22 protein-coding genes are annotated in these 25,327 nt (G+C 73.2%); 9 read left to right on the top strand and 13 right to left on the bottom strand.

Annotated features, from left to right (window positions below):
* The first annotated feature begins 143 nt into the window (after nt 1-143).
* Nucleotides 144-755 carry a hypothetical protein gene (locus tag ACH4OW_RS18190; protein ID WP_398028851.1) on the top strand — a complete coding sequence of 204 codons (612 nt, stop codon included), beginning with the start codon at nt 144-146 and terminating at the stop codon, nt 753-755.
* A gap of 6 nt (nt 756-761) precedes the next feature.
* On the opposite strand, the gene ACH4OW_RS18195 is transcribed toward ACH4OW_RS18190, so the two are convergent.
* From ACH4OW_RS18195 to ACH4OW_RS18205, 3 genes are read right to left on the bottom strand one after another with little or no spacing between them, the layout of a single operon-like run.
* Nucleotides 762-1,334 carry a cob(I)yrinic acid a,c-diamide adenosyltransferase gene (locus tag ACH4OW_RS18195; protein ID WP_360132070.1) on the bottom strand — a complete coding sequence of 191 codons (573 nt, stop codon included), beginning with the start codon at nt 1,332-1,334 and terminating at the stop codon, nt 762-764.
* A gap of 10 nt (nt 1,335-1,344) precedes the next feature.
* Nucleotides 1,345-2,100 (bottom strand): ABC transporter permease, encoded by a 756-nt coding sequence (locus ACH4OW_RS18200; protein ID WP_398028854.1) that lies wholly within the window; start codon nt 2,098-2,100, stop codon nt 1,345-1,347.
* Nucleotides 2,101-2,124: 24 nt separating this feature from the next.
* Complete coding sequence (locus ACH4OW_RS18205) at nt 2,125-2,907, bottom strand: ATP-binding cassette domain-containing protein (protein WP_360132064.1); 783 nt, start codon at nt 2,905-2,907, stop codon at nt 2,125-2,127.
* 81 nt (nt 2,908-2,988) lie between these two features.
* On the opposite strand from ACH4OW_RS18205, the gene ACH4OW_RS18210 reads away from it, so the two are divergent.
* The 4 genes from ACH4OW_RS18210 (at nt 2,989) to ACH4OW_RS18225 (ending at nt 8,000) form a co-directional block, all read left to right on the top strand.
* Nucleotides 2,989-3,630, top strand: coding sequence for a TetR/AcrR family transcriptional regulator (locus ACH4OW_RS18210; protein WP_360132062.1), 642 nt, complete (start codon nt 2,989-2,991; stop codon nt 3,628-3,630).
* 126 nt (nt 3,631-3,756) lie between these two features.
* The gene (locus ACH4OW_RS18215; RefSeq protein WP_398028857.1) at nt 3,757-4,605 is read left to right on the top strand and encodes a 3-hydroxyacyl-CoA dehydrogenase family protein; all 849 of its coding nucleotides are present in this window, start codon (nt 3,757-3,759) and stop codon (nt 4,603-4,605) included.
* Nucleotides 4,606-4,872: 267 nt separating this feature from the next.
* Nucleotides 4,873-5,196 (top strand): STAS domain-containing protein, encoded by a 324-nt coding sequence (locus ACH4OW_RS18220; protein ID WP_360132056.1) that lies wholly within the window; start codon nt 4,873-4,875, stop codon nt 5,194-5,196.
* A gap of 296 nt (nt 5,197-5,492) precedes the next feature.
* Nucleotides 5,493-8,000 (top strand): ATP-binding protein, encoded by a 2,508-nt coding sequence (locus ACH4OW_RS18225; protein WP_398028859.1) that lies wholly within the window; start codon nt 5,493-5,495, stop codon nt 7,998-8,000.
* Between the two features lie 94 nt (nt 8,001-8,094).
* Here ACH4OW_RS18225 and nucS read toward each other — a convergent pair whose 3' ends face one another.
* Nucleotides 8,095-8,757 (bottom strand): endonuclease NucS, encoded by a 663-nt coding sequence (gene nucS, locus ACH4OW_RS18230; RefSeq protein WP_360132050.1) that lies wholly within the window; start codon nt 8,755-8,757, stop codon nt 8,095-8,097.
* 214 nt (nt 8,758-8,971) lie between these two features.
* On the opposite strand from nucS, the gene ACH4OW_RS18235 reads away from it, so the two are divergent.
* Entirely contained in the window at nt 8,972-9,364 is a 393-nt protein-coding gene (locus tag ACH4OW_RS18235) for an SCO5389 family protein (protein WP_360132047.1), read from the top strand.
* A 226-nt stretch (nt 9,365-9,590) separates the two neighbouring features.
* Here ACH4OW_RS18235 and ACH4OW_RS18240 read toward each other — a convergent pair whose 3' ends face one another.
* Complete coding sequence (locus tag ACH4OW_RS18240; protein ID WP_360132044.1) at nt 9,591-10,619, bottom strand: LLM class flavin-dependent oxidoreductase; 1,029 nt, start codon at nt 10,617-10,619, stop codon at nt 9,591-9,593.
* A gap of 189 nt (nt 10,620-10,808) precedes the next feature.
* Here ACH4OW_RS18240 and ACH4OW_RS18245 point away from each other — a divergent pair, with 189 nt between their 5' ends.
* Complete coding sequence (locus ACH4OW_RS18245; RefSeq protein WP_360132041.1) at nt 10,809-11,126, top strand: ATP/GTP-binding protein; 318 nt, start codon at nt 10,809-10,811, stop codon at nt 11,124-11,126.
* 12 nt (nt 11,127-11,138) lie between these two features.
* Here ACH4OW_RS18245 and ACH4OW_RS18250 read toward each other — a convergent pair whose 3' ends face one another.
* The 7 genes from ACH4OW_RS18250 to mce form a co-directional block, all read right to left on the bottom strand.
* Nucleotides 11,139-12,335, bottom strand: a complete 1,197-nt coding sequence (locus tag ACH4OW_RS18250) for an ABC transporter permease (protein ID WP_398028863.1) — start codon at nt 12,333-12,335, stop codon at nt 11,139-11,141.
* Entirely contained in the window at nt 12,332-13,567 is a 1,236-nt protein-coding gene (locus tag ACH4OW_RS18255; RefSeq protein ID WP_398028865.1) for an ABC transporter ATP-binding protein, read from the bottom strand. Before ACH4OW_RS18255 ends, ACH4OW_RS18250 begins: the two co-directional genes overlap by 4 nt.
* 126 nt (nt 13,568-13,693) lie before the next feature.
* On the bottom strand, nt 13,694-14,467 hold the full coding sequence (locus tag ACH4OW_RS18260) for an ABC transporter permease (RefSeq protein ID WP_360132308.1): 774 nt from the start codon (nt 14,465-14,467) through the stop codon (nt 13,694-13,696).
* A gap of 2 nt (nt 14,468-14,469) precedes the next feature.
* Nucleotides 14,470-15,513, bottom strand: a complete 1,044-nt coding sequence (locus tag ACH4OW_RS18265) for an ABC transporter ATP-binding protein (protein WP_360132032.1) — start codon at nt 15,511-15,513, stop codon at nt 14,470-14,472.
* 238 nt (nt 15,514-15,751) lie between these two features.
* Nucleotides 15,752-16,690 carry a cellulose-binding protein gene (locus ACH4OW_RS18270; protein ID WP_360132029.1) on the bottom strand — a complete coding sequence of 313 codons (939 nt, stop codon included), beginning with the start codon at nt 16,688-16,690 and terminating at the stop codon, nt 15,752-15,754.
* Nucleotides 16,691-16,804: 114 nt separating this feature from the next.
* Complete coding sequence (gene scy / locus ACH4OW_RS18275) at nt 16,805-21,049, bottom strand: polarized growth protein Scy (RefSeq protein ID WP_398028868.1); 4,245 nt, start codon at nt 21,047-21,049, stop codon at nt 16,805-16,807.
* A 199-nt stretch (nt 21,050-21,248) separates the two neighbouring features.
* The gene (gene mce / locus ACH4OW_RS18280; RefSeq protein WP_398028870.1) at nt 21,249-21,722 is read right to left on the bottom strand and encodes a methylmalonyl-CoA epimerase; all 474 of its coding nucleotides are present in this window, start codon (nt 21,720-21,722) and stop codon (nt 21,249-21,251) included.
* Nucleotides 21,723-21,895: 173 nt separating this feature from the next.
* On the opposite strand from mce, the gene ACH4OW_RS18285 reads away from it, so the two are divergent.
* Nucleotides 21,896-23,071, top strand: coding sequence for an acetyl-CoA C-acetyltransferase (locus ACH4OW_RS18285; RefSeq protein WP_360132305.1), 1,176 nt, complete (start codon nt 21,896-21,898; stop codon nt 23,069-23,071).
* Nucleotides 23,072-23,127: 56 nt separating this feature from the next.
* Nucleotides 23,128-24,087 carry a methylmalonyl Co-A mutase-associated GTPase MeaB gene (gene meaB, locus ACH4OW_RS18290; RefSeq protein ID WP_398028872.1) on the top strand — a complete coding sequence of 320 codons (960 nt, stop codon included), beginning with the start codon at nt 23,128-23,130 and terminating at the stop codon, nt 24,085-24,087.
* Between the two features lie 537 nt (nt 24,088-24,624).
* On the opposite strand, the gene ACH4OW_RS18295 is transcribed toward meaB, so the two are convergent.
* Nucleotides 24,625-25,308 (bottom strand): PepSY domain-containing protein, encoded by a 684-nt coding sequence (locus tag ACH4OW_RS18295; RefSeq protein ID WP_398028874.1) that lies wholly within the window; start codon nt 25,306-25,308, stop codon nt 24,625-24,627.
* Between the last annotated feature and the right edge of the window lie 19 nt (nt 25,309-25,327).

Consider the following 25,327-nt stretch of genomic DNA (forward strand, 5'->3'; position numbering starts at 1 on the left):
GCGGCCCGCTGCCTCCACGGCACGGGCGAAGCCGGGCGGCCGCGCGGTACATCGAAAGATGCAGTGCGGGATCGTCGCGTGCGACGAGGTGACGGCCGGTTTCCGGGGCGAGGCTGGAGGGGACAGGAAAGAAGGGGAGTCCCGTGATCGTCGCGTTGATCGTCATCTGCGAGGTCGGCTTCTGGGTGCTGCTGGCCATCGGGCTGAGCCTGCGGTACCTGGCGAAGCTGCCGCGTACCGGCGCCGCCGTACTGCTGCTGGAACCGGTGCTGGAGCTGGTCCTGATGGTCGCCACGGCCGTGGACCTGAAGAACGGCGCGCAGGCCGACATCAAGCACGGGCTGGCCGCCGTCTACATCGGCTTCTCGGTCGCGCTGGGGCACCGCACGATCAAGTGGGTGGACGTCCGTTTCGCCCACCGCTTCGCGGGCGGCCCCCCGCCGGTGCCGGTGCCGAAGTACGGCAGGGAGCGCACGGTCTTCGAGTGGCAGTCGGCGGGCCGCTGGATTCTCGCCGCGCTCATCGCGATCGGGCTGCTGCAGCTCGCGGCCTGGTATGTGGGCGACCCCGCGCAGACCACTTCGCTGCACGACTGGCAGACCAAGATGCTCTTCGTCATCGGCATCAACCTGGTGATCGCGGTGAGCTATACGATCTGGCCGAAGAAGGCGCCGGCGGGCCACCTGCCCCCGGGCGGCGCGGAGGACCGCGACCGCGCCGGGGCCGGCCGACAGGGCCCGCCCGCGTCCCAGTAGCCCGTCCTACCGTTCGCCGCCCGGCACCCACAGCACGTCGCCCAGCTCCTTGTTGGCGGTGCGGGCCAGGATGAACAGGAGGTCGGAGAGGCGGTTGAGGTAGGTGGCGGTGAGGTGGTTCATGGTGTCGCCGTGCATTTCCAGGGCCGCCCAGGTGGAGCGCTCGGCGCGGCGGACGACCGTGCACGCCTGGTGCAGCAGCGCGGCGCCCGCCGTACCGCCGGGAAGGATGAAGCTGCGGAGCTTCTCCAGGCTCTCCAGGTAGTGGTCGCAGTCGGCCTCCAGCTTGTCGATGTAGGTCTGTTCGACGCGCAGCGGCGGGAACTCCGGGTTCTCCACCACCGGCGTGGACAGGTCGGCGCCCACGTCGAAGAGGTCGTTCTGCACCCGGACGAGGACCTTGACCACGTCCTCCGGCAGCGAGCCCAGCGCGACGGCCACGCCGATCGCCGCGTTGGCCTCGTTGGCGTCGGCGTACGCCGCGATGCGCGTGTCGGTCTTGGCGGTGCGGCTCATGTCGCCGAGGGCGGTGGTGCCCTTGTCGCCGGTACGGGTGTAGATGCGCGTCAGATTGACCATACGGGCGAGCCTACGCCGCGGCCTTGCGGAAGGCGCGGGCGCAGACGGCAGCGGCCGGCGCGGCGAGCCCGGCCGCGACCAGCGCGCCGTACAGCACGGGCGCCCCGGTGTAGTCGCCGACGTACGCCGCGCGGACGCCGTCCACGAGGTAGCGCAGCGGCATGGCGTGCGAGAGCGCGTCGAGCCAGCCGGGAGCCAGGGCCATGGGCAGCATCAGGCCGGACAGCAGCATCGTGGGCATCGTGGCGGCGTTGACGACGGGCCCGAACTCCTGGGGTGTGGCGACCTTCATGGCCAGCGCGTACGAGAGCGAGGACAGCGCGACGGCCGTCGCGGCGACGAACGCGAAACCGATGAGGATGCCGCCCAGCGGCGCCCGCAGCCCCATCACCAGCGCCGCCAGCACCAGCAGCACCGACTGGAGGGTGAGCAGCGCCGCGTCCCGCAGCACCCTGCCCAGCAGCAGCGCGAGCCGGCTGACGGGCGTTGCCCGCATCCGGGACAGCACGCCGTACTGCTTCTCAAGGATGATGGAGAAGCCGCAGAACGACGCGCCGAAGAGCACGAGTTGGAGCAGCAGGCCGGGAACCAGGACCTGCCAGGAGCTGCCCTCGGAGGCCAGCGGCATGCCGGTCAGCAGCGGGCCGAAGAACAGCAGGTACAGCAGGGGCATCAGGACGCCGAAGAGCATCTGCATCTTGGAGCGCAGGGTCTGCCGGGCGTAGCGCCCGAAGATCAGGGCCGTGTCGGACAGGACGGAGGGCATGCGGGGCTCCTGGGGGAGGGGTGGTCAGACGGCTACGGGGGTGTGGTCGGCGGGTGCCGGACCGCGCCCGGTGATCGCGAGGAAGGCGTCCTGGAGGGACGCGTCGGGTGAGCCGGCATACTCGGTCTTGAGCGCGCGCGGGGTGCCCTCGGCGGCGACCACGCCCTGGTCCACGACGACGAGGCGGTCGGCGAGCGCGTCCGCCTCGTCGAGGTAGTGGGTGGTCAGGACGACGGTGGTGCCGAAGTCCGCACGCAGCCGCCGGACCAGCTCCCACAGGCCGGCCCGGCTGCCGGGGTCGAGCCCGGTCGTCGGCTCGTCCAGGAAGAGCACCGCGGGCCGGTGCGTCAGGCCCAGCGCGATGTCCAGGCGCCGCCGCTGTCCGCCGGACAGCGCCCCGCACGCGCGGTCCAGCAGCCCGTCGAGGCCGAGGGCGTGCGCCAGTTCGCCGGCGCGGGCCGCGGCCGCGGCCTTCGGCAGGCGGTGGAGCCGCCCTTGGGTCACCAGTTCCTCGCGTACGGAGACGGCGGGGTCCACGCCGCCGGACTGGGCGACGTAACCGCTGTTGCGCCGTACGCCGGCCGGGTCGCGGGCGAGGTCGCAGCCGGCCACCGTCGCGCTGCCGCCGGTGGGGGCGAGGAGCGTGGTGAGCATGCGCAGGGTGGTGGTCTTGCCGGCGCCGTTCGGGCCGAGGAGGCCGAGGATCTCGCCGCGCTCGGCGGTGAGGTCGATGCCGCGTACGGCTTCGACGGTGCCGCGTGGGGTGGTGAACGTCCGGGCCAGCCCGGTCGTGGTGATGACTGCCATGCGGGACAGAAAAACAGAGCCAGTGGAAATTTGCAATGGCCCCAAAAATCAATGAGGTCCAAGAAGGCTTACGATGGGCGCATGGCAGAAGGGCTCAGGGAGCGCAAGAAGCGGCAGACCCGCCAGCACATCTCCGACATGGCCACCGGCCTGTTCCTGGAGCGCGGCTTCGACGCGGTGACCATCGCGGAGATCGCCGAGGTCTGCGACGTCTCGGTCAACACGGTCTACAACTACTTCCCGGCCAAGGAAGACCTCTTCATGGACCGCAGCGCCGGGCTGGTGGACCGCCTCGCGCGGTATGTGCGCGGCCGGGACGAGGGGGAGTCCGCCGCCGCCGCCGTCCTGCGCGAGCTGCGCGAACAGGTCGAGGCGGTGTCACCCGCCGTCGGGCTGATCGAGGGCTACGACCGCTTCCTGCGCGTCATCGAGGGCGCCGCGTCCCTCAAGGCCCGGCTCTGGCACCTCCAGCAGGAGCAGCTCACCCGCCTGGAGGAGGCCCTGCGGCAGGAGGCCGGCGCGGCGGCGGACGACTGGCTGCCGCTCATGGTGGCGGGCCAGCTCAACTGGGTGCACGCCACCCTCACGACGTACATCGGCCGCGAGATGATGGCCGGGCGCGCACCCGGCGAGGTGTCACGCGAAGCGCTCGCCCTGCTGGACGAGCTGGAGGACGCGCTCGGCGGAAAGGTCCTCAACTACGCCGTGCGCGGCGGCCGGTGAGGCCGCGCGGTGTGATGTCCGTCATCTGAGACGTGACGCGCATCTCTAACCCTCCTATCGATCGCCGGTGGGCGCTAACGTCACTGCCGAGAGCCGTTACGTGCACAGCGTGTTAGGGGACAGCCAGTGGCAAAGAAGCTCGCCGTCATCGGGGCCGGACTCATGGGTTCCGGCATCGCGCAGGTCTCGGCCCAGGCGGGCTGGGAGGTCGTCCTCCGCGATGTGACGGAAGGGGCGCTGGCCCGCGGCCGCAGCGGCATCGAGAAGTCGTACGAGAAGTTCGTGGGCAAGGGCAAGCTGGCCGCCGAGGACGCGGAACGGGCGCTGGGCCGGATCGCCACCACGACCGACCTGGACGCGGCCGCCGACGCCGACATCGTCGTCGAGGCCGTCTTCGAGCGGATCGACGTCAAGCGGGAGATCTTCCAGAACCTGGACAAGCTGGTGAAGGACGAGGCGGTGCTCGCCTCCAACACCTCCGCCATCCCGATCACCAAGATCGCGGCGGCCACCGGGCGCCCCGAGCGGGTGGTGGGCACGCACTTCTTCTCGCCGGTGCCGATGATGCAGCTGTGCGAGCTGGTGCGCGGCTACAAGACCAGCGACGAAACCCTCGCCACAGCCCGCGCGTTCGCCGAGTCGGTCGGCAAGACCTGCATCGTCGTCAACCGCGACGTGGCGGGCTTCGTGACCACCCGTCTCATCTCGGCGCTGGTCGTCGAGGCGGCGAAGCTGTACGAGTCCGGGGTGGCGAGCGCCGAGGACATCGACACCGCCTGCAAGCTGGGCTTCGGGCACGCCATGGGGCCGCTGGCCACCGCCGACCTGACCGGCGTGGACATCCTGCTGCACGCCACCGACAACATCTACACCGAGTCGCAGGACGAGAAGTTCGCGCCGCCGGAGATCATGCGGCGGATGGTCGATGCCGGCGATATCGGACGCAAGAGTGGGCAGGGCTTCTACGAGCACTGATACCGCGCCGGACGGCTACGGGCCCGCGCACCGCGCTGACACCGCGTCAGCCGCCGGGCCCGGCACCGCTCCGGGCCCGGCGGCGGGCACACCGGCCACCGGTGGCACACCCGTCACGGCAGCCGTCGCGTCAGCCGCACGGTCCGGCGGCGTCACCCCCAGGGGTGAAATCGGTATCGGTTCGCTTACAGGCGGCAACTTCGCCGCATGAGAGGCAGTCAGTTCTGTAGACGTAACGATCGAGCACTCATCACCCGGGGAGCGCATATGCACATCAGGGGCGACCACGCCGAGCTGGTCGTCGGGGGCCGCCTCGACGTCCGCAGCGCGGCGGACGCCCGTACCGTCCTGCACGCCGCCGTCGACGCCGGCCAGGGCGACCTCGTGCTGGATCTGACCGCGCTGGACTCGTGGGACGCCACCGGGCTCGGCGTGATCATGGGCGCGCACCGCCGCGCCGGGCGGGCCAACCGCCGCCTCGTACTGCGCGGCGTGCCGCCGCAGATGCAGCGGCTCCTAGTGGCCACCCGCCTGCACCGCATCCTCGCCATCGAAGGCGGCATCGAGGCGGAGTCGCTGCCACGGGTCTGAGGGCCGCCGGCCCACGGACGCGCCCCGGCCCCCGGCCCCGGCGCAAGATCAATGCCGCATACGCGAAGGATTCTCACAACACTGTGACGTTCCGGGCAGCAACGGACCCCGGCGCTTCGTAGATACTGGGCGAAGGTCTAAGGTTCGGTTCTCCGCCGTCCGGTTTCCACGCCACGGCGGGCACCGGACCAGAAGCGGCGGCCGGGGAGCACCCCGGTCGTAGGCTGGGGGAGTGCGGACGGCCGGGCAAGCAAGCGGTCGACGGCACGCCAAGCGCATCTGGGGGGCTTTTCACCATGGACCCGAACAGCAACCGGGGACCTGAGGAGTACGGCGAGCAGGAGCACCCCGGCCGCCCGCCGGTGCCCCCGCGCGGCGGCTCCGGCGCCGCCCCCGGCGGGCCCGCGCGCACCGTACGGCTCGTCTCGGGCCCCTACCTGCTCACCGTCAACCCGGTCGACGGCAGCGAGATCGAACCCTGCCCGCCCGGCGAGCAGCCCGCCGTCCCCGGCAAGCACGGCCCCGAGGAGCGCGCCGAACTGGCCCGCGCCGCCGAGCCGCCCGCCGTACCGGTCTCCGCCGGCCGCCAGGGCGCGCTGCTGGAGCGCGAAGAGGAGACCGACCGGCTGGTGCGGCTGCTGTCCCGCGGCAGGTCCGTCCGCGTCACCGGCCCCTCGGGCTCCGGCCGTACCCGCCTGCTGGACGCCGTCGCCACCGCCTGCGAAGGCTTCGCGCCCGACGGGGTGGTCCGGCTCTCCGGATACCACCGCACGCCCACCGACGTGATGTACGAGCTGTTCGCCGCCGTCCACCGGGCGCCGCTGCACCGCCCCGACCGCGGCGAGCTGCTGCGCCTGCTCGGCGAGATCGGCGCCATCGTCGTCCTGGACGACCTCGAATTCGGCGGCGCCGCGCTCGACGAACTGCTGGGCGCGACCCCCGAGTGCGCCTTCCTGCTCGCCGCCACCCCCGACGTCGCCGCCCCCTCCGCGGGCTCCCACCTGGAAGAGGTCTTCCTCGGCGGGATCGGCCGCACCGCGTGCAGAGAACTGCTGGAGGGCGTCGTCGGGCGGCCGCTCGCCGACGACGAGGCCGCGTGGGCCGCCGACCTGTGGTTCGAGTCCGAGGGGCTGCCGCTGCGCTTCGTCCAGGCCGGCGCCCTGCTGCGGCAGCGCCTGCGCGGCACCCCTGGCGTGTACGACGCGTACGGCGTCTACGCGGACCAGCCGCACGAGGCGCCCCAGGAGACCGACGACGCCCGGGACCTGCCGCTGCCGACCGTCGCCGAGGCCGCCTCGCCCGCGCCGCTGCTCGCCTCCGGGCTGAGCGAGGCGGCGCGCGAGACGCTGCGCTTCGCCGTCGCCCTGGGCGGCGAGCTGCCGCACCAGGCGCACCTGCCCGCGCTCGCCCAGGACACCCACGCGGACGCCGCCCTCGGCGAGCTGCTGGACTGCGGGCTGATCACCCCGGCCGGCGCCCACTACCGGCTCGCCGCGACCGTGGCGGACCAGCTGGCGGCCGCCGGGTACGAAGAGGGCGCCGGCGACCGGGCGCTGACCGCGGCCCAGCACTACGCCTGGTGGGCCGGCCACCCCTCGGTCACCCCCGAGCGGGCCGCCGCCGAGGCCGACGCGATCCTGGCCGCGATGGGCGTGCTGACCGGCAGCCGGGACGGCGGCCACCCCAGCGCCGCCGTGCTGCTGGCCCGTACGGCCGCCCCAGCCTTCGCCGCCGCCCTGCACTGGAGCGCCTGGGAGCGCAGCCTGCGGCACGGCGCCGAGGCCGCCAGGATCGCCGGCGAGGTCGCCGAGGAGGCGTACTTCCACCACGAGCTGGGCGTGCTCGCGCTGTGCACCGGCAACCTGGACCGGGCCAGGGCCGAGCTGGAGGCGTCCATAGGGCTGCGCGGCGTGCTCTCCGACCGGCGCGGCACGGTCGCGGGACGGCGCGCCCTGGCCCTGGTCGCGGACCGCTCCGGCACGTTCACCCCGCCGGCGGGCACGGCGGCGGCCGCCGCCGAGGAGATCCCGGACGCGCGCTCGGAGGAGTCGGCCTCGCCGCCCGGCGGGGTGCCCGCGGCCCTCGCGGCGGCGCCGGCCGTCGACGCCACCGCGCCGACCGTGATCACCCGCAGTGCCGCCGGCGGCATCGGCAAGGGCGGCGGCGCGGCCAAGGGGCGCCGGGCCCTGCTGCTCGGCACCCGGCGCAACCTGGTCGCCGCGGGCGCGGGCGCGCTGCTCGTCGCCGTACTGGGCACCGTCGTCACCCTGGGCGCCGTCTCGGGCTCCGACGGCGGCGCGGGCGACAAGGTCAAGACCGAGCAGTCCGCCGAGACGGGCAAGGACGGCGGCGGCCTGCCCGCCGACCAGCCGGGCAGCGGCACCTCCCGGCCCGGCCAGGGCGCCCGCCCCGGCACCGGCCACGGCTCGCCGGCCCCGGCCGCGCCCGGCACCAGCGGCAAGCCGGGCACCGGCGGCCCGACCGCCCCGAGCACCGGCGCGACGGCCCCGTCGACCCGGCCGACGGACGGCAGCAAGCCGCCGACCGAGCCGACCACCCGGCCCACCGACCCGAGCACGTCCGGCAAGCCGACGGACAAGCCCACCGGCGAGCCGACGGACAAGCCGACCGACAAACCCACGGACAAGCCGACCGACAAGCCGACGGACAAGCCCACCGACAAACCCACGGACAAGCCCACCACCGGCGACCCGACGGGGACGTCCGGCAACCCGGCGCCCAGCAGCGCCGGCGGCAGCGGCCCGGGGACCACCGGCTCCGGGAGCGGCACGACCGACACCTGAGCACGACCGGCACCTGGAAAACGCGCATCGGCCGGGACCCGCGCGGGTCCCGGCCGATGCGCGTTCCGGCGGCCAGGGGGCGGCCGGAACGGACTCAGAACAGCCGCAGCTTGTCGTCCTCGATGCCGCGCAGCGCGTTGTAGTCCAGGACGACGCAGCCGATGCCGCGGTCGGTGGCCAGCACCCGCGCCTGCGGCTTGATCTCCTGCGCCGCGAAGACGCCCTTCACCGGGGCCAGGTGCGGGTCGCGGTTGAGGAGTTCGAGGTAGCGGGTCAGCTGCTCGACACCGTCGATCTCACCGCGCCGCTTGATCTCCACGGCCACCGTCCCGCCGTCCGCGTCACGGCACAGGATGTCCACCGGGCCGATGGCGGTGGGGTATTCGCGGCGGATGAGCGAGTAGCCCTCGCCGAGGGTCTCGATCCGGTCCGCGAGCAGCTCCTGAAGGTGCGCCTCCACGCCGTCCTTGATGAGGCCCGGGTCCACCCCCAGCTCGTGGGCGGAGTCGTGCATCACCTCTTCCAGGGTGATGATGAGCTTCTCGCCGCCCTTGTTCTCCACCGTCCACACGCTGCCGTCACCCTCCTTGAGGGTGCAGGGCGGGGACATCCAGTTGAGGGGTTTGTAGGCACGGTCGTCCGCGTGGATGGAGACCGAACCGTCCGCCTTCACCAGGATGAGGCGGGGGGCCGAGGGGAGGTGGGCACTGAGCCGGCCCGCGTAGTCCACGGAGCAACGGGCAATGACGAGACGCATGGTGCGCCACGCTACTCGACCGGGGGCCGCGGGCGCGATTCGCCCCTGGAAGGCCCCGTACGCGCCCGGCCGGTTGTCTCTGCAATCTCCTGGTGCGGGCCGGGTGCGCGGCATAACGTGGAAGCAGGGGGTCGTGATACGGACACGCTCCGTCGTGATCCTCCCGTCCCATCCCTGAGGCCCCGTCCCGGCGGGGCCGCGAGAGGAGAACCTCATGTCGCTCGACGTCTCACCGGCCCTCCTCGAACAGGCCGAGCGAGGCGAGGTCGACGAAGCGGAATTTGTCGACTGCGTCCGGACCTCCTTGCCCTACGCATGGGGGATGATCAGCTCCCTGGTGGCCCGGCTGAAGGTGGACGGCGGCCAGTTCGCCGACAACCAGACGCCGCCGCCGGACGAGCAGGCGCGCGGTCAGTTGCTGCGCGCGCTGGCGAGTGACGCGATACGCGGGTCGTTGGAGCGCCATTTCGGCGTGCGTCTGGCGTTCCAGAACTGTCACCGGGTCGCGGTCTTCCCGCTCGGCCCGTCGGCGGACGACAGGCTGGCCAAGTTCACCTCGGTCCGGGGCCAGCTGCTGAACCAGTCGCCCCGGTTGCGCGACTGCTGACCGGGCGCTGCCGCCGCGTACGCGGGGACGCGGCGCCGTACGGTGCCGGTGCGGCGGTGGCAGTACGAGGCAACTCGCCTGGTGGCGCGGGCACTTGTGACACGCCATAGGGCGTGCTGCGGACGCGGTCCCGAGGAACGGCGCCAACGCGCCGGGCGCGGGGGGACCGCACCGCGGCGTCACCGGCGGACGCGGCGGGCCGGGCACCCGGCCCGCCACGCCCGGCTCACCCGAGCCGCGGCAGCACCTCGGCGCCCAGCCGCCGTACGTTCTCCTCGGTGGCCGCGAGATCTCCCGACCCCTCGACGAGCAGCGCGAAGCGCCGGATGCCGGTCCGCTCCGCCGAGGCCGCGAGCCGGTCGGCGCACAGCCGCGGCGGGCCCACCGGATGCAAATCGCAGAGCAGTTCCGTATACGCCAGCGGGTCGCGCATGGCGCGGTAGCGGCCGTCCACCGTCTCGTGGGCCGCCAGGCCGCGCCGCAGCCAGCCCGGCATCGCCTTGGTGAGGACCTCGGCGGCGCCCTGGCGGGTGTCGGCGATCTGCACCACTCCGGCCGAGACGTGCTCCGCCGCCGCCACCTCGTCCGGGTCCCGCCCGGACGCCAGCGCGGACCGGCGCCACAGCGCGACCATCTCCGCCTTGTCCTCGTCGCCGCAGTGCATGCCCAGCAGCATCGGCAGGCCGCGCTCGGCGGCCAGCCGCACCGACCCGGACGAGGTGCACGCCACGACGACCGGCGGGCCGGCCGGCCGCTCCAGCGACTCGGCGGGCCGCGGCACCACCGCGACCTCCCGGAAGGAGTGACGTTCCCCCGCGGCGCCGACCCGGGGGTCGCGCAGCCAGCGCAGCAACAGGTCCAGCGACTCGGGGAAGTGTCGTTCGTACGCGGCCAGTCCCGAGCCGAAGACCTCCAGGTCGACCCACGGGCCGCCGCGGCCGACACCCAGGGTGAACCGCCCGCCGGTGGTCAGGTGCAGCAGCGCCGCCTGTTCCCCGAGGGTGACCGGGTGCTGCGTCGGCAGCACGCTGACGGCCGTGCCGACGCCGATGCGGTGCGTACGCCCCAGCATCAGCGCGGCGAGCGTGGCCGCCGACGGGCACACTCCGTACGGCACGAAGTGGTGCTCCGCCAGCCAGACCGCATCGAGCCCGGCCTCCTCCGCGATCTCCGCCGAGCGCACCGCCCGGTGCAGTGCCTCCCCCTGTCCCTGGCCGGGAAACTGAGCGGCCAGGATGAAAGCCCCAACGCGCATCGCTCTTCTGCCTCCTCGCAGCCGACGCGACATCCCCCTAATACGCAACAACGTGTGACACGTGCCAAGGGCACGGCCTGGGGGCGAAGTTCCCCGATGATCGCAGGATTGTGGTAGGCGGCATCGCCCCGTACGGAGCCGCGTAGGGTGGTGACGGCCCGTGACCCCGCAGATTTCCCGAGGTGCCCAGTGTCTCCGCGTCGAAACCGTCCCCGCGGCGGTGAGAAGCCAGCCGACCTCACGGGCGGGGGCCGCTACGGTCTCGAACGTACGGAGGAGTGGCGCGGCGAGGAGTGGGTCGTACGGCACCTGGGGGGTGGCGGGGCGGCCAAGCACTACCGGTGCCCGGGGTGCGACCAGGAGATCCCGCCGGGGGTGCCGCACGTGGTGGCCTGGCCCCGGCACGGGGACGTGGACGACCGCAGACACTGGCACAAGGCGTGCTGGAACGCACGGGACCGCCGGAGCGCGAAGCTCCAGCGGTCCCGTAACGCGCCGAGGTACTGAGAAGGGTCCCCGTCAGACGTCGCGCTTCTCCAGCGCGGCGTACGCGCCGCCGAGGACGACGGCGGTGACGCCCGCGAGGACGAGCAGCGGCTGCCAGCCCTCCGGCCCGCCGGGCAGGAACGGCTGGCCGTAGATCGCGCCGAGGCTGCTGGGGATCGAGTACTGGATCATCGCCTTCGCGAGCGGCTGCAGGCTCTCCGAACCGATCATGAACACGGCCAGCAGCATGGGCAGCAGGACCAGGCCCGTCATCGCGCTGATGGCGCCCGCCGAGTGCCGCAGCAGCGAGCCCGCGCCCATGGCCAGCAGGCTCAGCAGGGCCACGTACAGACCGGCGCCGACCGTGGCGCGCAGCCACTGGTCGCCCGTCGGTGCCGGGCCGTCGAGCATGCCCGCGTGCAGCAGCGAGACCAGGGTCGTGGAGACCGTGGTGATGACGAAGGTGAGCGCGAACAGGACGATCGCCTTGGCGGTCAGCACCCGCGCCCGGCTGGGGCAGGCCGTGAACGTCGTACGGATCATTCCCGTGCCGTACTCGGAGGAGATCACCAGCACGCCGAGGGGGATGACGCACAGCGTCCCCAGCAGCAGGCCGAACCAGGCACCGCCCAGCAGCGGGTCGAAGGTCTGGTCGGTGGTGGACAGCGCCAGCGCCGTCAGCAGGCCGACGCCGACGACCAGGATGATCATCGCGCCCAGCGTCCACATCGTGGAGCGCACCGAGCGGATCTTCGTCCACTCGGAGGCGAGGGCGTGGCCCAGGTTCGTGCGGCGGACCGGGATCGGCGAGACGTAACCCGGGGCGGCGCCGCCGGGGCCGCCGCCCTGCCAGGCCGCCGGGATCTGCGGCTGCCCGCCCGCGTGGGCCTCCTGGCCGGGCTGCTGCTGGTACGGCTGCTGCGGGGGCACGGGGCCCGCGGGCGGCTGCTGCGCCTGGAGCATCATGGTGCCCGCGTCCTTGGGCGCGCCGTGCGGGGCGTGCTGGGCAGGCGTGCCGTGCGGGGCCGGCGGCTGCTGGGCCTGAAGCATCATCGTGCCGGGAGAACCGGCCGGCTGCTGCTGCGCCTGGAGCATCATCGTGCCGGGAGCGTCGGCAGGCGGCTGCGCCGGCGGCTCCGGAGCCCCGGCGGGAGGCATCGGAACGCCGGCGCCGGGGGCGTCGGTGTCGTGCGGCTCAGGCTGCTGCTGCGGCTGCTGAGGGCTGGTCATCGGGCGTCCTCGTTGTGGGGCTTGGAGATGTCGGCGGGGGCGGCGGGCTGGGCGGGCGGCATCGGCGCCGGCGCGCCGGCCTGCGGCTGCCCGTACGGGTTGGGCTGCCCGTACGGCGCCCCCTGGCCGGCCATCGGCGGCGGGTAGCCCTGGCCCGGCGCGCCGCCGGGGCCTTGCGCATAGGGGTTGGGCTGCTGCCCGTACGGGCCCGGCTGCGGCGCTCCGGGCGCGTACCCCTGCGGCGGTTGCCCCGGCATACCGGGCCCCTGCTGCCCGTAACCGGGCGCGACCTGCTGGAGGCCCGCCCGCTGGTCGGTCGTCGAGCGGTAGTCCACGACACTCTGCGTCAGCCGCATGTACGCCTCTTCCAGGGACGCCTGGTGCGGCGACAGCTCCCACAGGCGGATGTCCGCGTCGTGGGCGAGGTCGCTGATGCGCGGGAGCGGCAGCCCGGTGACGCGCAGCGCGCCGTCCTGCTCCGGTACGACCTGGGCGCCCGCCTCGCCGAGCAGCGAGCCCAGCTTCTCGCGCAGCGCCGGCTCGGTGTCGGGGGTGCGGACCCGGGCGAAGTCGGCGGAGTTGGCCGAGATGAAGTCCTTGACCGACATGTCGGCGAGCAGCTGCCCGCGGCCGATGACGATCAGGTGCTCGGCGGTCAGCGCCATCTCGCTCATCAGGTGCGAGGAGACGAAGACCGTACGGCCCTCGGAGGCCAGTTGCTTCATCAGGTTGCGGACCCACAGGATGCCTTCGGGGTCCAGGCCGTTGACTGGCTCGTCGAAGAGCAGCACCTGCGGGTCGCCGAGCAGCGCCGCCGCGATGCCCAGCCGCTGGCCCATGCCGAGCGAGAAGCCGTTGGAGCGCTTGCGGGCGACGTCCTGGAGGCCGACCACGCCGAGTACCTCGTCGACCCGGCGCGCCGGGATGCCGGAGAGCTGGGCGAGCGAGAGCAGGTGCTGGCGCGCGCTGCGGCCGCCGTGCACCGCCTTGGCGTCGAGCAGCGCGCCGACGTGCCGCGGGGCGTTGGGCACCTTGCGGAACGGGATGCCGCCGATCGTGACGCGCCCCTCGGTCGGGGTGTCGAGTCCCAGGATCATGCGCATCGTCGTCGACTTGCCGGAGCCGTTGGGCCCCAGGAAGCCGGTGACGGTGCCCGGACGCACCTGGAACGACAGCTGGTGCACGGCCGTCTTGGCGCCGTAGCGCTTCGTCAGGCCGACTGCCTCGATCATTCTCCGCCCCTCAGAAATGGTTCGGGGCAGAGGTGCTCTCGTACCCCCGTAAGGGTTAGGAGGTTATCGGGCGGTTGACGGTTCCCGTCAAAACGCGGGCACCGGGGCGGGTGGGGCCGCGGGGACTCAGGCGTCCCGCCGCTTGAGCAGCGCGTATCCGCAGAACAGTACGGCGGCCGTCCACGCCAGCATGATGGCGAACCCGCCCCACGGCCCGTACGGCACGTCGCTGCCCGCGGGCGGCACCACCTGCATCACCTTCTGGCCCGCCTGGTCGGGCAGGTACCAGCCGACCTTCTTGGTGGCCGAGACGTTGCCCAGGATGTTGGAGATCAGGAAGAAGAACGGCATCAGGATGCCGAGCGACAGCATGGGGCTGCGCAGCATCGCCGCCACGCCCATCGAGAACACCGCGATGAGGGTCATGTACAGCCCGCCGCCCACGACGGCGCGCAGCACGCCGGGGTCGCCGAGGGCCGCCGCGTGCTCGCCCAGCATGGCCTGCCCGATGAAGAAGGCGAGGAAGGCCGTCACGAAGGAGACGACGAGGGCGAGCAGCGCCGCGACGGCGATCTTGCAGAAGAGGAAGACGCCGCGCTGCGGTACGGCGGCGAGCGAGGTGCGGATCATGCCGGTGCCGTACTCGTTGGAGACCACCAGCACCCCGAAGACGATCATCGCGAGCTGGCCCAGGCCCATCCCGGCGAAGCTGACGTTCGTGGGGTCGAAGGCGAGCCGGTCGCGCGGCGACATGGTGCCGAAGTCGTTCGAGGCGAGCAGGCAGATCAGCGCGCCCAGCGCGACGGTGACGACCAGCGCGATGCCCAGCGTCCACACCGTGGACCGCACCGAACGGATCTTGGTCCACTCCGACCGCAGGACCTGGGGGACCGCCGCCATCGTCACGCCCCCCGCTTCTTGCCGCGCCAGCCGGCGCCCCAGGCGTCCGGGCCGGGCGGCCCGCCGGCCGTCGGCGCCCCCGGTGTGCCCGGAGGCGGCGGCGCGCCCGGCAGGCCGTCCTCCGGTGCCGCCGGGCGCGGCCCGTCCGTATGCGCGTGGTACTCCACCGACCCGGCGGTCAGCTGCATGAACGCCTCCTCCAGGGACGCCTGCTGCGGGCTCAGTTCGTGCAGGACGAGACGGTGCTGCGCGGCCAGTTCGCCGAGGTCGGCGGCGCTCGCCCCGTCGACCTCCACCGCGTCGCCGGCCGCCACCGCGGCGAACCCGGCGCCGCCGAGCACGTCGAGCAGCCGCTCGCGCTCCGGCGACCGCATCCGTACGTACGAGCGGGAGTTCTGCCGGATGAACTCCGGCATCGAGGTGTCCGCGAGCAGCCGGCCCTGCCCGATGACGATCAGGTGCTCGGCGGTCAGCGCCATCTCGCTCATCAGGTGGGAGGAGACGAAGACCGTACGGCCCTGGGCGGCCAGACCCTTCATCAGGTTGCGGATCCAGTGGATGCCCTCGGGGTCGAGCCCGTTGACCGGCTCGTCGAACATGAGGATCTCGGGGTCGCCGAGCAGCGCCCCGGCGATGCCCAGCCGCTGCCCCATGCCCAGCGAGAAGCCCTTCGAGCGCTTCTTGGCCACCGCGGTCAGCCCGACGGTGTCCAGCACCTCGTGGACGCGGGCGCGCGGGATGCCGTTGCTCTGCGCCAGGCACAGCAGGTGGTTGAAGGCGCTGCGGCCGCCGTGCAGGGCCTTGGCGTCCAGCAGGGCGCCGACGTGCCGCAGGGGCTCGGACAGCTGACGGTAGTGCCGCCCGTCGATACGGACCCGGCCCGACGTCGGGTGGTCGAGGCCGAGCACCATCCGCATGGTCGTGGACTTGCCGGCGCCGTTGGGGCCGAGGAACCCGGTGACGATGCCGGGCCGCACGGTGAAGGTCAGCCCGTCCACGGCGAGCTTCTCCCCGTAGCGCTTGGTCAGCCCCGCGATCTCGATCATGTACAGCACGCTAAACGCGGTCCCGGAGCCCCGCATCTCGGACAAACCGGGCACCTGGGGGCCGGTACCCGAACGTGCCGTACGACTGCTGAAAGCATTCCGCCCGCCCGGCCTCCCGAAGGAAGGCGGGGCGGGCGGGCGGTGCCTGCGTGCCGTCGCACGAGGTGGCGGCCGTCACGGGGACGGGCGGGGAAACCCGTCGGCCGGCCGCACCGGCGTCACAACGACGAACGGCGCCTCAGCGCGACTGCTGCGCCGGGACGCCGCGGGAGATGGGCTCCTCGTCCGCCGGGGTGCCGGCCGCGGCGACCGCCGCGCCGGTCAGCGTGGCGAGCATCTCGCGGACGTTCGTCAGCTGGGCGTTGATCGAGTCCCGGCGGTTGGTCAGCGCCGCCAGCTCCCGCTCCGACTCGCTGCGGATCCGGTCCGCCTTGGCGTTCGCGTCGGCCACGATGTCCTCGGCCTGGCGCTGCGCCGTCTCCACCGTCTGGCGAGCCCGGCGCTCCGCGTCCGTGCGCAGCTTCTCGGCCTCCAGCCGCAGCTGCTCCGCCCGGTGCTCGATCTCCGCGAGCCGCTTCTCCGCCTTGGCCTGACGCGAGGCCAGGTCCCGTTCGGACTGCTCGCGGCGCTTGGCCAGGTTCGTCTCGAAGTCCGCCGCCGCCTGCGCGGCCTTGGCGCGGGTCTCCTCGAAGAGGGATTCCGCCTCCTCCCGCTTGGACTGCGCGTCCTTCTGCGCCTCGGCGCGCAGCGCGGTGGCCTCGCCCTGGGCCTTCTCGACGATACGGGCGCCCTCGTCCTCGGCCTTGGCCTTGCGCTCCGACGCGAACTGCTCGGCGTCGTTGCGGACCTGCTGGGCAGCCGACTCGGCCAGCTCGCGGTGCTGCTCGGCGGCCCTGCGGGCCTCCTCGCGCAGGTCCTTCGCCTCTTCCTCCGCGAGCCGGAGGATCTTCTCGACGCGCGCGCCGAGGCCCGCGTAGGACGGTTCGGCGTCGTTGACCTGGGCCTGGGCGTTCTGCGTTTCGAGGTGCAGCTCCTCGATCCGCTTCTCCAGGGAGGTGATGCGGGCCAGGGCGCTGTCGCGGTCGGCGACCAGCTTCGAAATGCGGTCGTCCACCTGACCGCGGTCGTACCCACGCCGCACGAGCTCGAAGCCGTAGGGGGAGGAAGTGTCGCTCATGGGGTTCCTGTCGAAAGAGACCGGTGAGGTGATAAAGGGAATCCTAGGGGCCGCAACGGCGTGTCATCGAGTCAATGCGCGTTTGAAGTGGAGAATGGCCCCTCATTCGGGTGGCTACCCCTCAGACTGCTTGCCACTCGAACGAGTTGCGCCCGCTCCCGCGGCGGCCTTCGCCCCCTCCTTGCCGCCACCGTTCGCGGGTGCCTCGAAAGATTCCAACGCTTCCAGGACATCCTGGACACGGGAGATCTCCGCGTTGATGTCCTTACGGCGCCGCACCAGCACCTCCAGCTCGCGCCGGCCCTCCTCGACGATCCGCTCCGCCTCCGCGCGGGCCTCGGCGCGCAGCCGCTCCGACTCCCGTACGGCCTCGGCCTTCTTCTGCTCGGCCTCCTTGAGCAGCCCCTCCGCCTTCTTCACCGCGGCGATGCGCACCTTGCTCGCCTCGCTGCTGGCGTCCGACACCATCCGCTTGGCCTTCTCCTCGGCCTCCGCCTGCTGCTGCGTGGCCTGCGCGATCAGCTTGTCGACACGCTCCCCGGCGTTCTTCATCGTCTCCGACGACTCGCGGCGGGCCCGGTCGTGCAGCTCCTCGACCTCGCTCTCGATACGGGCCCGCAGCTCCTCGGCGCGGTCCCTTATCGCGGTGGCGTCCCCGCGGGCCTCGCTCAGCAGCGTGTCCGCGTCCGTACGGGCCTTCTCGACCATCGCGTTGCCCTCGGCGGTGGCCTCGGCGGCGATCCGCTCGGCCTCCTTGCGGGCCGCGCCCACCATCCGGTCGGCCTGCTCCTCGGCGGCGGTCGCCGCCTTCAACGCCTCCTCCTGGGCCTTGGCGATCAGCTGGTCGGCCTGCTCGGCGGCGTCCGCACGGCGCTGCGCCGCGTCCTTGCGGGCCGCGTCGACGGTCTGCTCCGACTCCTCCAGGGCCTCGGTGCGCAGCCGGTCGGCCTCCGCCTCCGCGTCCTCCTTGATCTGCGCGGACTCCGCACGCGTACGGGTGGCGTGCTCCTGCGCGGAGGCGACGGTGTCCGCCGCCTCGGCGCGCAGCCGGTCCGCCTCGGCCGTGGCCTCGGCGATCATCCGGTCCGCCTGCTCGCGGGCGTCGGCCCGGGTACGGTCCGCCTCCCGCTCGGCCGCCGCGGTGGCCTCGGCGGCGTCCGCACGCAGCTTCTCGGCCTCGCCGCCGGCCTCGGACATCAGCTGGTCGGCCTGCTCGGCGGCGTCCGAACGGGTCTTGTTCGCCGCCTCCCGCGCCTGGTCGCCGATGCGTTCGGCCTCCTGGCGCGCGGTCTCCAGCGCCTCGGCCGCCTCGGCGCGCAGCCGCTCGGCCTCGGCGGTCGCCTCCGCGACCAGCTCCGCGGCCCGCTGCTCGCCCTCGGCCCGCAGCCGCTCGGCGGCCTCCCGGCCCTCGCGGACCGTGCGGTCCGCGTCGTCCTGTGCCGAAGAGGTCAGCTCGGTCGCCTCGGTGACGATCCGTTCGGCCTCCGCGCGCGCCTCGGTGACGAGCCGGTCCACCTGCTCGGCGGCGTCCGAACGCATCCGGTTGGCGTCGTTGCGGGCCTCCGCGCGGGCGCGGTTGGCGTCCTGCTCGGCCGAGGCCAGCGCGTCGGACGCGTCCGTACGCAGCTGCTGCGCCTTGGCGGAGGCGTCCGCCACCATCTTCTCGGCCTGTGCGGTGGCCTCCGCGATCAGCGTGTCGGCCTGCTCGGCGGCGTCCGTACGGGCCTGGCCCGCCGCCTCGCGCGCCTCGTCCAGCGTGCTGTCGGCCTCCGCGCGGAGCCGCTCGGCCTCCGCGATGGCCTCCGAAACCGTGCGGTCCGCCAGCGACTTGGCGGCCTCGGCCTCCTCCTGCGCCTCGCGCCGGGTGCGCGCCGCGTCCTCGGAGGCGCGCTCGCGCTCCGCGTAGGCGTCCGCCCGTACCCGGTCGGCCTCCTCCTGCGCCTCGGTCCGCGTACGCTCCGCGGCGTGCTCGGCGGCCGAACGCAGCCCGGCGATCTCCTCCTCGGCCTGCTCGTGCAGCCCGGCGACCGCGTCCCGCACCTGCTGGGCGGTCTGCTCCGCCGCGGCCACCAGCTCGGCGGCGCGCCGGTCCGCCTCCTCGACCAGCCGCTCCGCCTCGGCCTGCGCCTCGCCCACCCGCTTACGGGCCGAGGCGAGCAGCTCCTCGCTCTGCTCGCGCGCGTCCGTGCGCTCCTGGTGGGCCTCCTCGCGGGCCTCGCCGAGCAGCTCCTCGGCCTCCCGGCGGCGGCGGGCCGCCTCCTCCTGGGCGGCGGCCAGCGCCTCGGCGGCCTCCGCGCCGGTGCGCTCCGCGGCGGCAGCGGCCTCCGCGCGCACCCGGTCGGCGGTCTCCTTGGCCTCGGTTTTCAGACGCTCCGCCTCGGCGGCGGCGTCACTGCGCAGCCGTACGGCCACGGACTCGCCCTCGGCGCGCGCGGCGGACGCATCGGTCGCCGCCTCCGTACGCAGCCGCTCGGCCTCGTCCTCGGCCTGCTGCTGGAGCACCCGCAGCCGCTCCGCCGACTCGGCCTTGAGCCTGGCGGCCTCCTCCTGCGCCTCCCGGCGCAGCTTCTCGGCCTCGCCGCGGGCGTCGCGCAGCGACTCCTCGGCCGCGGCGACCTTCTCCGCCGCCTCGGCGTGCAGCCGGTCCAGTTCCTCCTGCGCCTCGGCCCGGCGCTCGGCGGCGGCCTCCTCGGCCTCCGTACGCAGCCGGCGCGCGGCCTCCTCGGCCTCGGCGCGCAGCGCGGCGGCGGCCTCCTCGCTCTCGCCGCGCAGCTCCTCGGCCTCGGCGCGGGAGCGTTCCAGCAGCTCCTCGGCCTGCTTGCGCAGCGCCGTGGCCCGCTCGACGGCCTCGGTGCGCAGCCGCTCGCTCTCCGCGCTCGCGCCCGAACGCGTCTCCTCGGCGTCGGACTTCGCCTTGGCCAGCAGCTCCTCGGCGGTACCCGCCGCCTCCTCGATCTGCTGGACCGCCTCGCGGCGCGCCTCGGCCCTGATCCGGTCGCCCTCGTCGACGGCCTCGGCCCGCAGCTGCTCGGCCTCCCCACGCAGCCGGCGCGCCTCCTCCTGGAGCTCGACGGTCTTGGCGCGGTACTCCTTCGTGTCGTCCTTGGCGGCGCCCTTGAGCTGCTCGGCGGTGTCGTGCGCCTCGCCGCGCAGCCGGTCCGCCTCGGCCTCGGCCTCCCCGCGGACCCGCTCGGCCTCCTCGGCGGCGGCCTTCGTGATGGCCTTGGCGTCCTCGGACGCCTTGGTCAGCACCTCCTCGGCGGACCGCGCGGCCTTCGCGAGCTGCGCGGCGGAGTCCTCCGCCGCCTTGGAACGGGCGGCCTCCTGCGCCTCGGCGACCAGCCGCTCCGCCTCCGTACGGGCGTCCGCGCGCAGCTGCTCGGCCTCCGCCTTGAGGGCGTCGGCCTCCTTCGTGGCCTCGGCGACCAGCCGGGCGATCTCCGCCTTGGCCGTCCGCAGCCGCTGCTCCTGGTCCGACTCGGCGGCCGACAGCCGCTTGGCGGCGTTCTCCTGCGCCTCGGAGACCAGCTTCTCCGCCTCGGCGCGGGCCTCGCGCAGCGCGCGGTCGGCCTCCTGCATCCGCTCCTCGGCGGTCCGCGTCAGCTCGGCGGCCTGGCGCCGCGCCTCCTCGGACTCCGTACCGACACTGGTGCGCAGCTGCTCGGCCTGGTCCGTGGCCTCCTGGGCCTGGCTGGAGGCGGCGTTCAGCAGCCGCTCGGCGTCCGTACGGGCCCGGCGCAGGATCGCGTCGGCCTCGGTACGCGCCTGTTCGGCCTCGCTGCCCAGCCGCGCGCGGGTCTGCTCGGCCAGCCGCTGCGCCTCGGCGCGGGCGGCGGTCAGCGCCTGCTCGGCCTCGGCCCGCGACTCGTCCAGGAGACGGCGCGCCTGCGCCTCCGTACGGGAGCGCAGCTGCTCCGCCCAGGCCACGTTCTCGTTGACGTGCGACTCGACGGTCTGGCGGCGCTCGTTCAGCTCCTCGTCCAGCCGGCGGCGCCGCTCCACCGCCTCGGCGTGCAGGTCGGCCTCCAGGCGCGCCTGGCGCTCGGCCTGCTCCTGCAACAGCCGCTGCGTCTGGGCGCGCGCCTCGCGCACCTCGCGCTCGGCGTCGGTACGCAACTGGTCGGCCTGGATCTGGGCGTTGCGCAGCAGCTGCTCGGCCTGGTGGCTGACGTTGTCGTAAGCGGGGCGGGCCGCGATGGTGCGCCGCGCCTCGTGGAGCTTGGCTCGCAACACCTCGACCTGGTATCCGAGGTCGTCGGCGTGCTGGACCGCCTTGTCCCGCTCCGTCTTCAGCCGCTCCATCTCGGCCTCGAACTGCGAGAGGTGGTCGTCAGCCTCGTAGCGGTCGTTGCCCCGCACTGCGCGGTCCCATCCGTCCCCTGGTCATGGTGGCGGCCGGCTCCCATCTGCCCGTTCGCAGCGCGAAATGCCTCGTGCGCAACGCGTGCTGGAGCTGACCCTTCCGAAGAAATGGTGTCAGATCATCGGCGGAGTGTGGACCGAGCCCCGACCCGGCCCCCGGCCGAAGGTGCACTCTACCGGCCGGGGAAGGGAAAGGTCAGTGCTCTGTCGTGGAGGTAGACGAGGAAGCGGGGGCGGCAGTTCCCTCGTGGGGGGCCGCGGTGACCAGTTCGGTCAGTACGCCGTGGCAGTCCTTGGGGTGCAGAAAAGTGATCCGCGACCCCATGGAGCCCACCCGCGGCTCGTCGTAGAGCACCCGCACCCCCTTGTCCCGGATGGCCCCGGCGTCCCCGTCCACGTCCGCGGTACCGAAGGCGATGTGATGCACCCCCTCGCCGTTCTTGGCGAGCCACTTGCCCACCGCGGAGTCCGCCCGGGTGGGTTCCAGGAGCTGGAGGTACGAGGCGCCGCCGTCCGACGTATCGTTGATCTTGAGCATGGCCTCGCGGACGCCCTGCTCCTCGTTGACCTCGGTGTGGAACACCTCGAAGCCGTACGTGGCGCGGTAGAACTCGACGGTCGCGTCGAGGTTCTCGCAGGCGATCCCGATGTGGTCGATTCGCGTCAGCATGCCTCCAGTGCACCGCTCGCACGCGCGGTTACGCAACGTGCGCGCGATCACACCCGCAGCCCGGTGACCCGGCGCCTACCGCTCAGTACATTGACGGGAACCCTCGTTAACCTCCCTGTACAGGAAGGGCCGCGCTGATGTCGACAGCGAACGGTACGTCCAGCACCACCTCCGTGATCGTCGCGGGCGCCCGTACCCCCATGGGCCGCCTGCTGGGATCCCTGCGCAGCTTCTCCGGCGCCGACCTGGGGGGTGCGGCCATCAAGGCGGCGCTGGACCGGGCGGGCATCGGCGGCGACCAGGTGCAGTACGTGATCATGGGCCAGGTGCTCCAGGCCGGCGCCGGCCAGATCCCCGCCCGCCAGGCCGCCGTCAAGGCCGGCATCCCCATGAGCGTCCCGGCGCTGACCGTCAACAAGGTCTGCCTCTCCGGCCTCGACGCCATCGCCCTCGCCGACCAGCTGATCCGCGCCGGCGAGTTCGACGTGGTCGTCGCCGGCGGCCAGGAGTCCATGACCAACGCGCCCCACCTCCTGCCCAAGTCCCGCGAGGGCTTCAAGTACGGCGCCGTCGAAATGCTCGACTCGATGGCCCACGACGGCCTCACCGACGCGTACGAGAACATCGCCATGGGCGCGTCCACCGAGAAGCACAACACGCGCCTGGGCATCGGCCGCGCCGAACAGGACGAGATCGCCGCCCGCTCCCACCAGCGCGCCGCCGCCGCCCAGAAGAACGGCCTCTTCGAGGCCGAGATCACCCCCGTGGAAATCCCGCAGCGCAAGGGCGAGCCGGTCGTCTTCAGCAAGGACGAGGGCATCCGCGGGGAAACCACCACCGAGACCCTCGCCAAGCTCCGCCCCGCCTTCTCCAAGGACGGCACCATCACCGCCGGCACCTCCTCCCAGATCTCCGACGGCGCCGCCGCGGTGGTCGTCATGAGCAAGGCCAAGGCCGAGGAACTGGGCCTGGAGTGGATCGCGGAAATCGGCCCGCACGGAAACGTGGCAGGCCCGGACAATTCCCTCCAGTCCCAGCCCAGCAACGCGATCCGCCACGCGCTGGGCAAGGCCGGTCTCACCGTCGAGGATCTTGACCTGATCGAGATCAACGAGGCGTTTGCCGCGGTGGCCGTCCAGTCAATGAAGGACCTCGGGGTATCCCCGGAAAAGGTGAACGTCAACGGCGGGGCCATCGCGCTCGGTCACCCGATCGGCATGTCCGGCGCCCGCATCGTCCTCCACCTCGCCCTGGAACTGCGCCGGCGCGGCGGCGGCGTCGGCGCGGCGGCACTGTGCGGCGGCGGCGGCCAGGGCGACGCGCTGATCATCCGCGTACCGGGCAAGTAACCCGCGTACACGCAACCAATCCGCGTACGCGCAACCGAGGTGGGAGGAGCTGGGCAGTGGTGGACGTCCCCGAACTGGTGGACCAGGCACGGCAGGGCCGGCCGCGGGCCGTGGCCCGGCTGATCTCGCTGGTGGAGGGCGCGTCCCCGCAGCTGCGCGAGGTGATGGCGGCCCTGGCCCCCCTGGCGGGCCAGGCATACGTGGTGGGCCTGACCGGCTCCCCCGGCGTAGGCAAATCCACCACCACCTCCGCCCTGGTCACCGCCTACCGCCGGGCAGGCAAACGGGTCGGCGTCCTCGCCGTCGACCCGTCCTCCCCCTTCTCCGGCGGCGCCCTCCTCGGCGACCGCGTCCGCATGTCCGAACACGCGTCCGACCCCGGCGTCTACATCCGCTCCATGGCCACCCGAGGCCACCTGGGCGGCCTCGCATGGGCCGCCCCCCAGGCGATCCGCGTACTCGACGCGGCCGGCTGCGACGTGGTCCTCGTGGAAACCGTCGGCGTCGGCCAGTCCGAAGTGGACATCGCCGGCCAAGCCGACACCACGATGGTGCTCCTCGCTCCCGGCATGGGAGACGGCATCCAGGCAGCCAAGGCCGGCATCCTCGAAATCGGCGACGTCTACGTCGTCAACAAGGCCGACCGGGACGGCGCCGACGCGACGGCCCGCGAACTCAACCACATGCTCGGCCTCGGCGAGGCCCGCGCGCCCGGCGACTGGCGTCCGCCGATCGTCAAAACGGTCGCGGCGCGGGGCGAGGGCCTCGACGAGGTCGTCGAGGCCCTGGAAAAGCACCGCGCGTGGACCGAGGAACACGGCACCCTGGCGACTCGACGCCGAGCGCGGGCGGCCCGCGAGGTCGAAACAATCGCCGTCACCCAGCTACGGGAGCGGATCGGCGACCTGCGGGGCGACCAGCGCCTGGACGTCCTGGCCGAACGCATCGTGGCGGGTGCACTGGACCCGTACGCTGCGGCGGACGAGCTGGTGGCGGGCCTGACGGAGCGCGCGTAGCGCGTAGCGCGCTGGCGCGCGGTTTTGCGCTTGCCTGGTCGCGCTGCGCGCGTTTGCGCGTTCGGTCCGGTGGGTGGGGGGCCGGGGCCCCGCAGGGGTCTCTCCTCACCGCAGTCGCGGAAGCCTTGTCTTGAAAGCTGAACCTGGTGTTGCGACGTGTCGGCTGCGGGGAGCCCCCTGCGTGTCCCCGGCCCCGGGCCCGGAGCGCGGCCACCCCGCCGTCGTGGCCGAGGCCCCCCAAAGGGGGCAGTTCTTTGTCTTCCCGGGGTGGGTCCCCGGTGGCGAGGAGGCCGCCTCCTGGTTGCTGCGCTGCTGGTGGTTTTTCTTCTTCTCCACCCCCACTCGCGCGGGGGTGCGGAACCGGCCGGAGGGGACGTGCAGGGGGGTGTCCCCGCAGCCGACAGCTCGCTACACCAGGTTCAGCGTTCAAGACATGGCGTCCGCGAGTGCGGTGAGGAGTCACCCCCCTGCGCGGCCCCGACCCCAAACGAAACCAGTTGCACCCCCGCGCGAAGCGCAAAGCCCGCGCGCAGCGCGTCAGTCGTCTTCGCCGTCACCGACGACAGTCGCAACCGTGACCTGCCCAGACTTCAAGTCAACGTTCAGCTTGTGCTCCTTGCCGTCCTTGGACACGGTCTCAACTTCCCAGACAGCCACCGCACGGTGGTCGTCGTCCAGGTCGACAGACGTGGCCGTCCCATACGAGGCGGCAGCCCGATCCGCCGCTTGCGCGGCGCCGACCGCAGCCCCCCGCAGCTCCGCACGGACCCCGGCGACCCCGTCGCCCTCGTGCTGCCCCAGCACCTTCCCGTTGCCCGCGTCCAGCGTGACCTCGTGCCACTTGTCGTCCTTGCCGAGGATGTCGACCTCCCAGACCAGGCCGGGCCGGTCCTCGTCGAGGTCGATGCCGGTGACGGTGCCGGGGGCGGCCTTCTGGGCCGAGGTGGCGGCCTGCGTGGCGGATACGGAGGCCGCCTTGGCCTCGCGCGCGTCCTCGTTGACGTCGTCGTCGGGAACGCTGACGCTGGACCGCGGCGTCGAAGACGCACTCGGCGTCGAAGACGCCTTCGGCGTCGAGGACGTCGTCCCGGAGTCGCCGAAGGCGACCGCGGTTCCGCCGCCGATGACGGCGGCCGCCGCCGCGGCCACCGTGGCGATGACGATGTTGCGCTTCATGGTGATCTCTCCCCGGTGGGTGTCGTGCTCGATGACGTGATCCACCGTGGCGGAGGGAAGCTGA

This window comes from Streptomyces sp. NPDC017056 (assembly GCF_044332485.1).
GTDB lineage: Bacteria > Actinomycetota > Actinomycetes > Streptomycetales > Streptomycetaceae > Streptomyces.

What these genes read in the sequence shown, in the direction of transcription:
- ACH4OW_RS18195 (WP_360132070.1), bottom strand. Translation starts at nt 1,334, where the DNA reads ATGGTCAATCTGACGCGCATCTACACCCGTACCGGCGACAAGGGCACC.
- ACH4OW_RS18260 (WP_360132308.1), bottom strand. Translation starts at nt 14,467, where the DNA reads ATGGCGGCGGTCCCCCAGGTCCTGCGGTCGGAGTGGACCAAGATCCGT.
- ACH4OW_RS18240 (WP_360132044.1), bottom strand. Translation starts at nt 10,619, where the DNA reads ATGCGCGTTGGGGCTTTCATCCTGGCCGCTCAGTTTCCCGGCCAGGGA.
- ACH4OW_RS18270 (WP_360132029.1), bottom strand. Translation starts at nt 16,690, where the DNA reads ATGAGCGACACTTCCTCCCCCTACGGCTTCGAGCTCGTGCGGCGTGGG.
- ACH4OW_RS18210 (WP_360132062.1), top strand. Translation starts at nt 2,989, where the DNA reads ATGGCAGAAGGGCTCAGGGAGCGCAAGAAGCGGCAGACCCGCCAGCAC.
- ACH4OW_RS18265 (WP_360132032.1), bottom strand. Translation starts at nt 15,513, where the DNA reads ATGATCGAGATCGCGGGGCTGACCAAGCGCTACGGGGAGAAGCTCGCC.
- ACH4OW_RS18225 (WP_398028859.1), top strand. Translation starts at nt 5,493, where the DNA reads ATGGACCCGAACAGCAACCGGGGACCTGAGGAGTACGGCGAGCAGGAG.
- ACH4OW_RS18255 (WP_398028865.1), bottom strand. Translation starts at nt 13,567, where the DNA reads ATGATCGAGGCAGTCGGCCTGACGAAGCGCTACGGCGCCAAGACGGCC.
- ACH4OW_RS18200 (WP_398028854.1), bottom strand. Translation starts at nt 2,100, where the DNA reads ATGCCCTCCGTCCTGTCCGACACGGCCCTGATCTTCGGGCGCTACGCC.
- ACH4OW_RS18235 (WP_360132047.1), top strand. Translation starts at nt 8,972, where the DNA reads ATGTCGCTCGACGTCTCACCGGCCCTCCTCGAACAGGCCGAGCGAGGC.
- ACH4OW_RS18220 (WP_360132056.1), top strand. Translation starts at nt 4,873, where the DNA reads ATGCACATCAGGGGCGACCACGCCGAGCTGGTCGTCGGGGGCCGCCTC.
- nucS (WP_360132050.1), bottom strand. Translation starts at nt 8,757, where the DNA reads ATGCGTCTCGTCATTGCCCGTTGCTCCGTGGACTACGCGGGCCGGCTC.
- mce (WP_398028870.1), bottom strand. Translation starts at nt 21,722, where the DNA reads ATGCTGACGCGAATCGACCACATCGGGATCGCCTGCGAGAACCTCGAC.
- ACH4OW_RS18250 (WP_398028863.1), bottom strand. Translation starts at nt 12,335, where the DNA reads ATGACCAGCCCTCAGCAGCCGCAGCAGCAGCCTGAGCCGCACGACACC.
- ACH4OW_RS18205 (WP_360132064.1), bottom strand. Translation starts at nt 2,907, where the DNA reads ATGGCAGTCATCACCACGACCGGGCTGGCCCGGACGTTCACCACCCCA.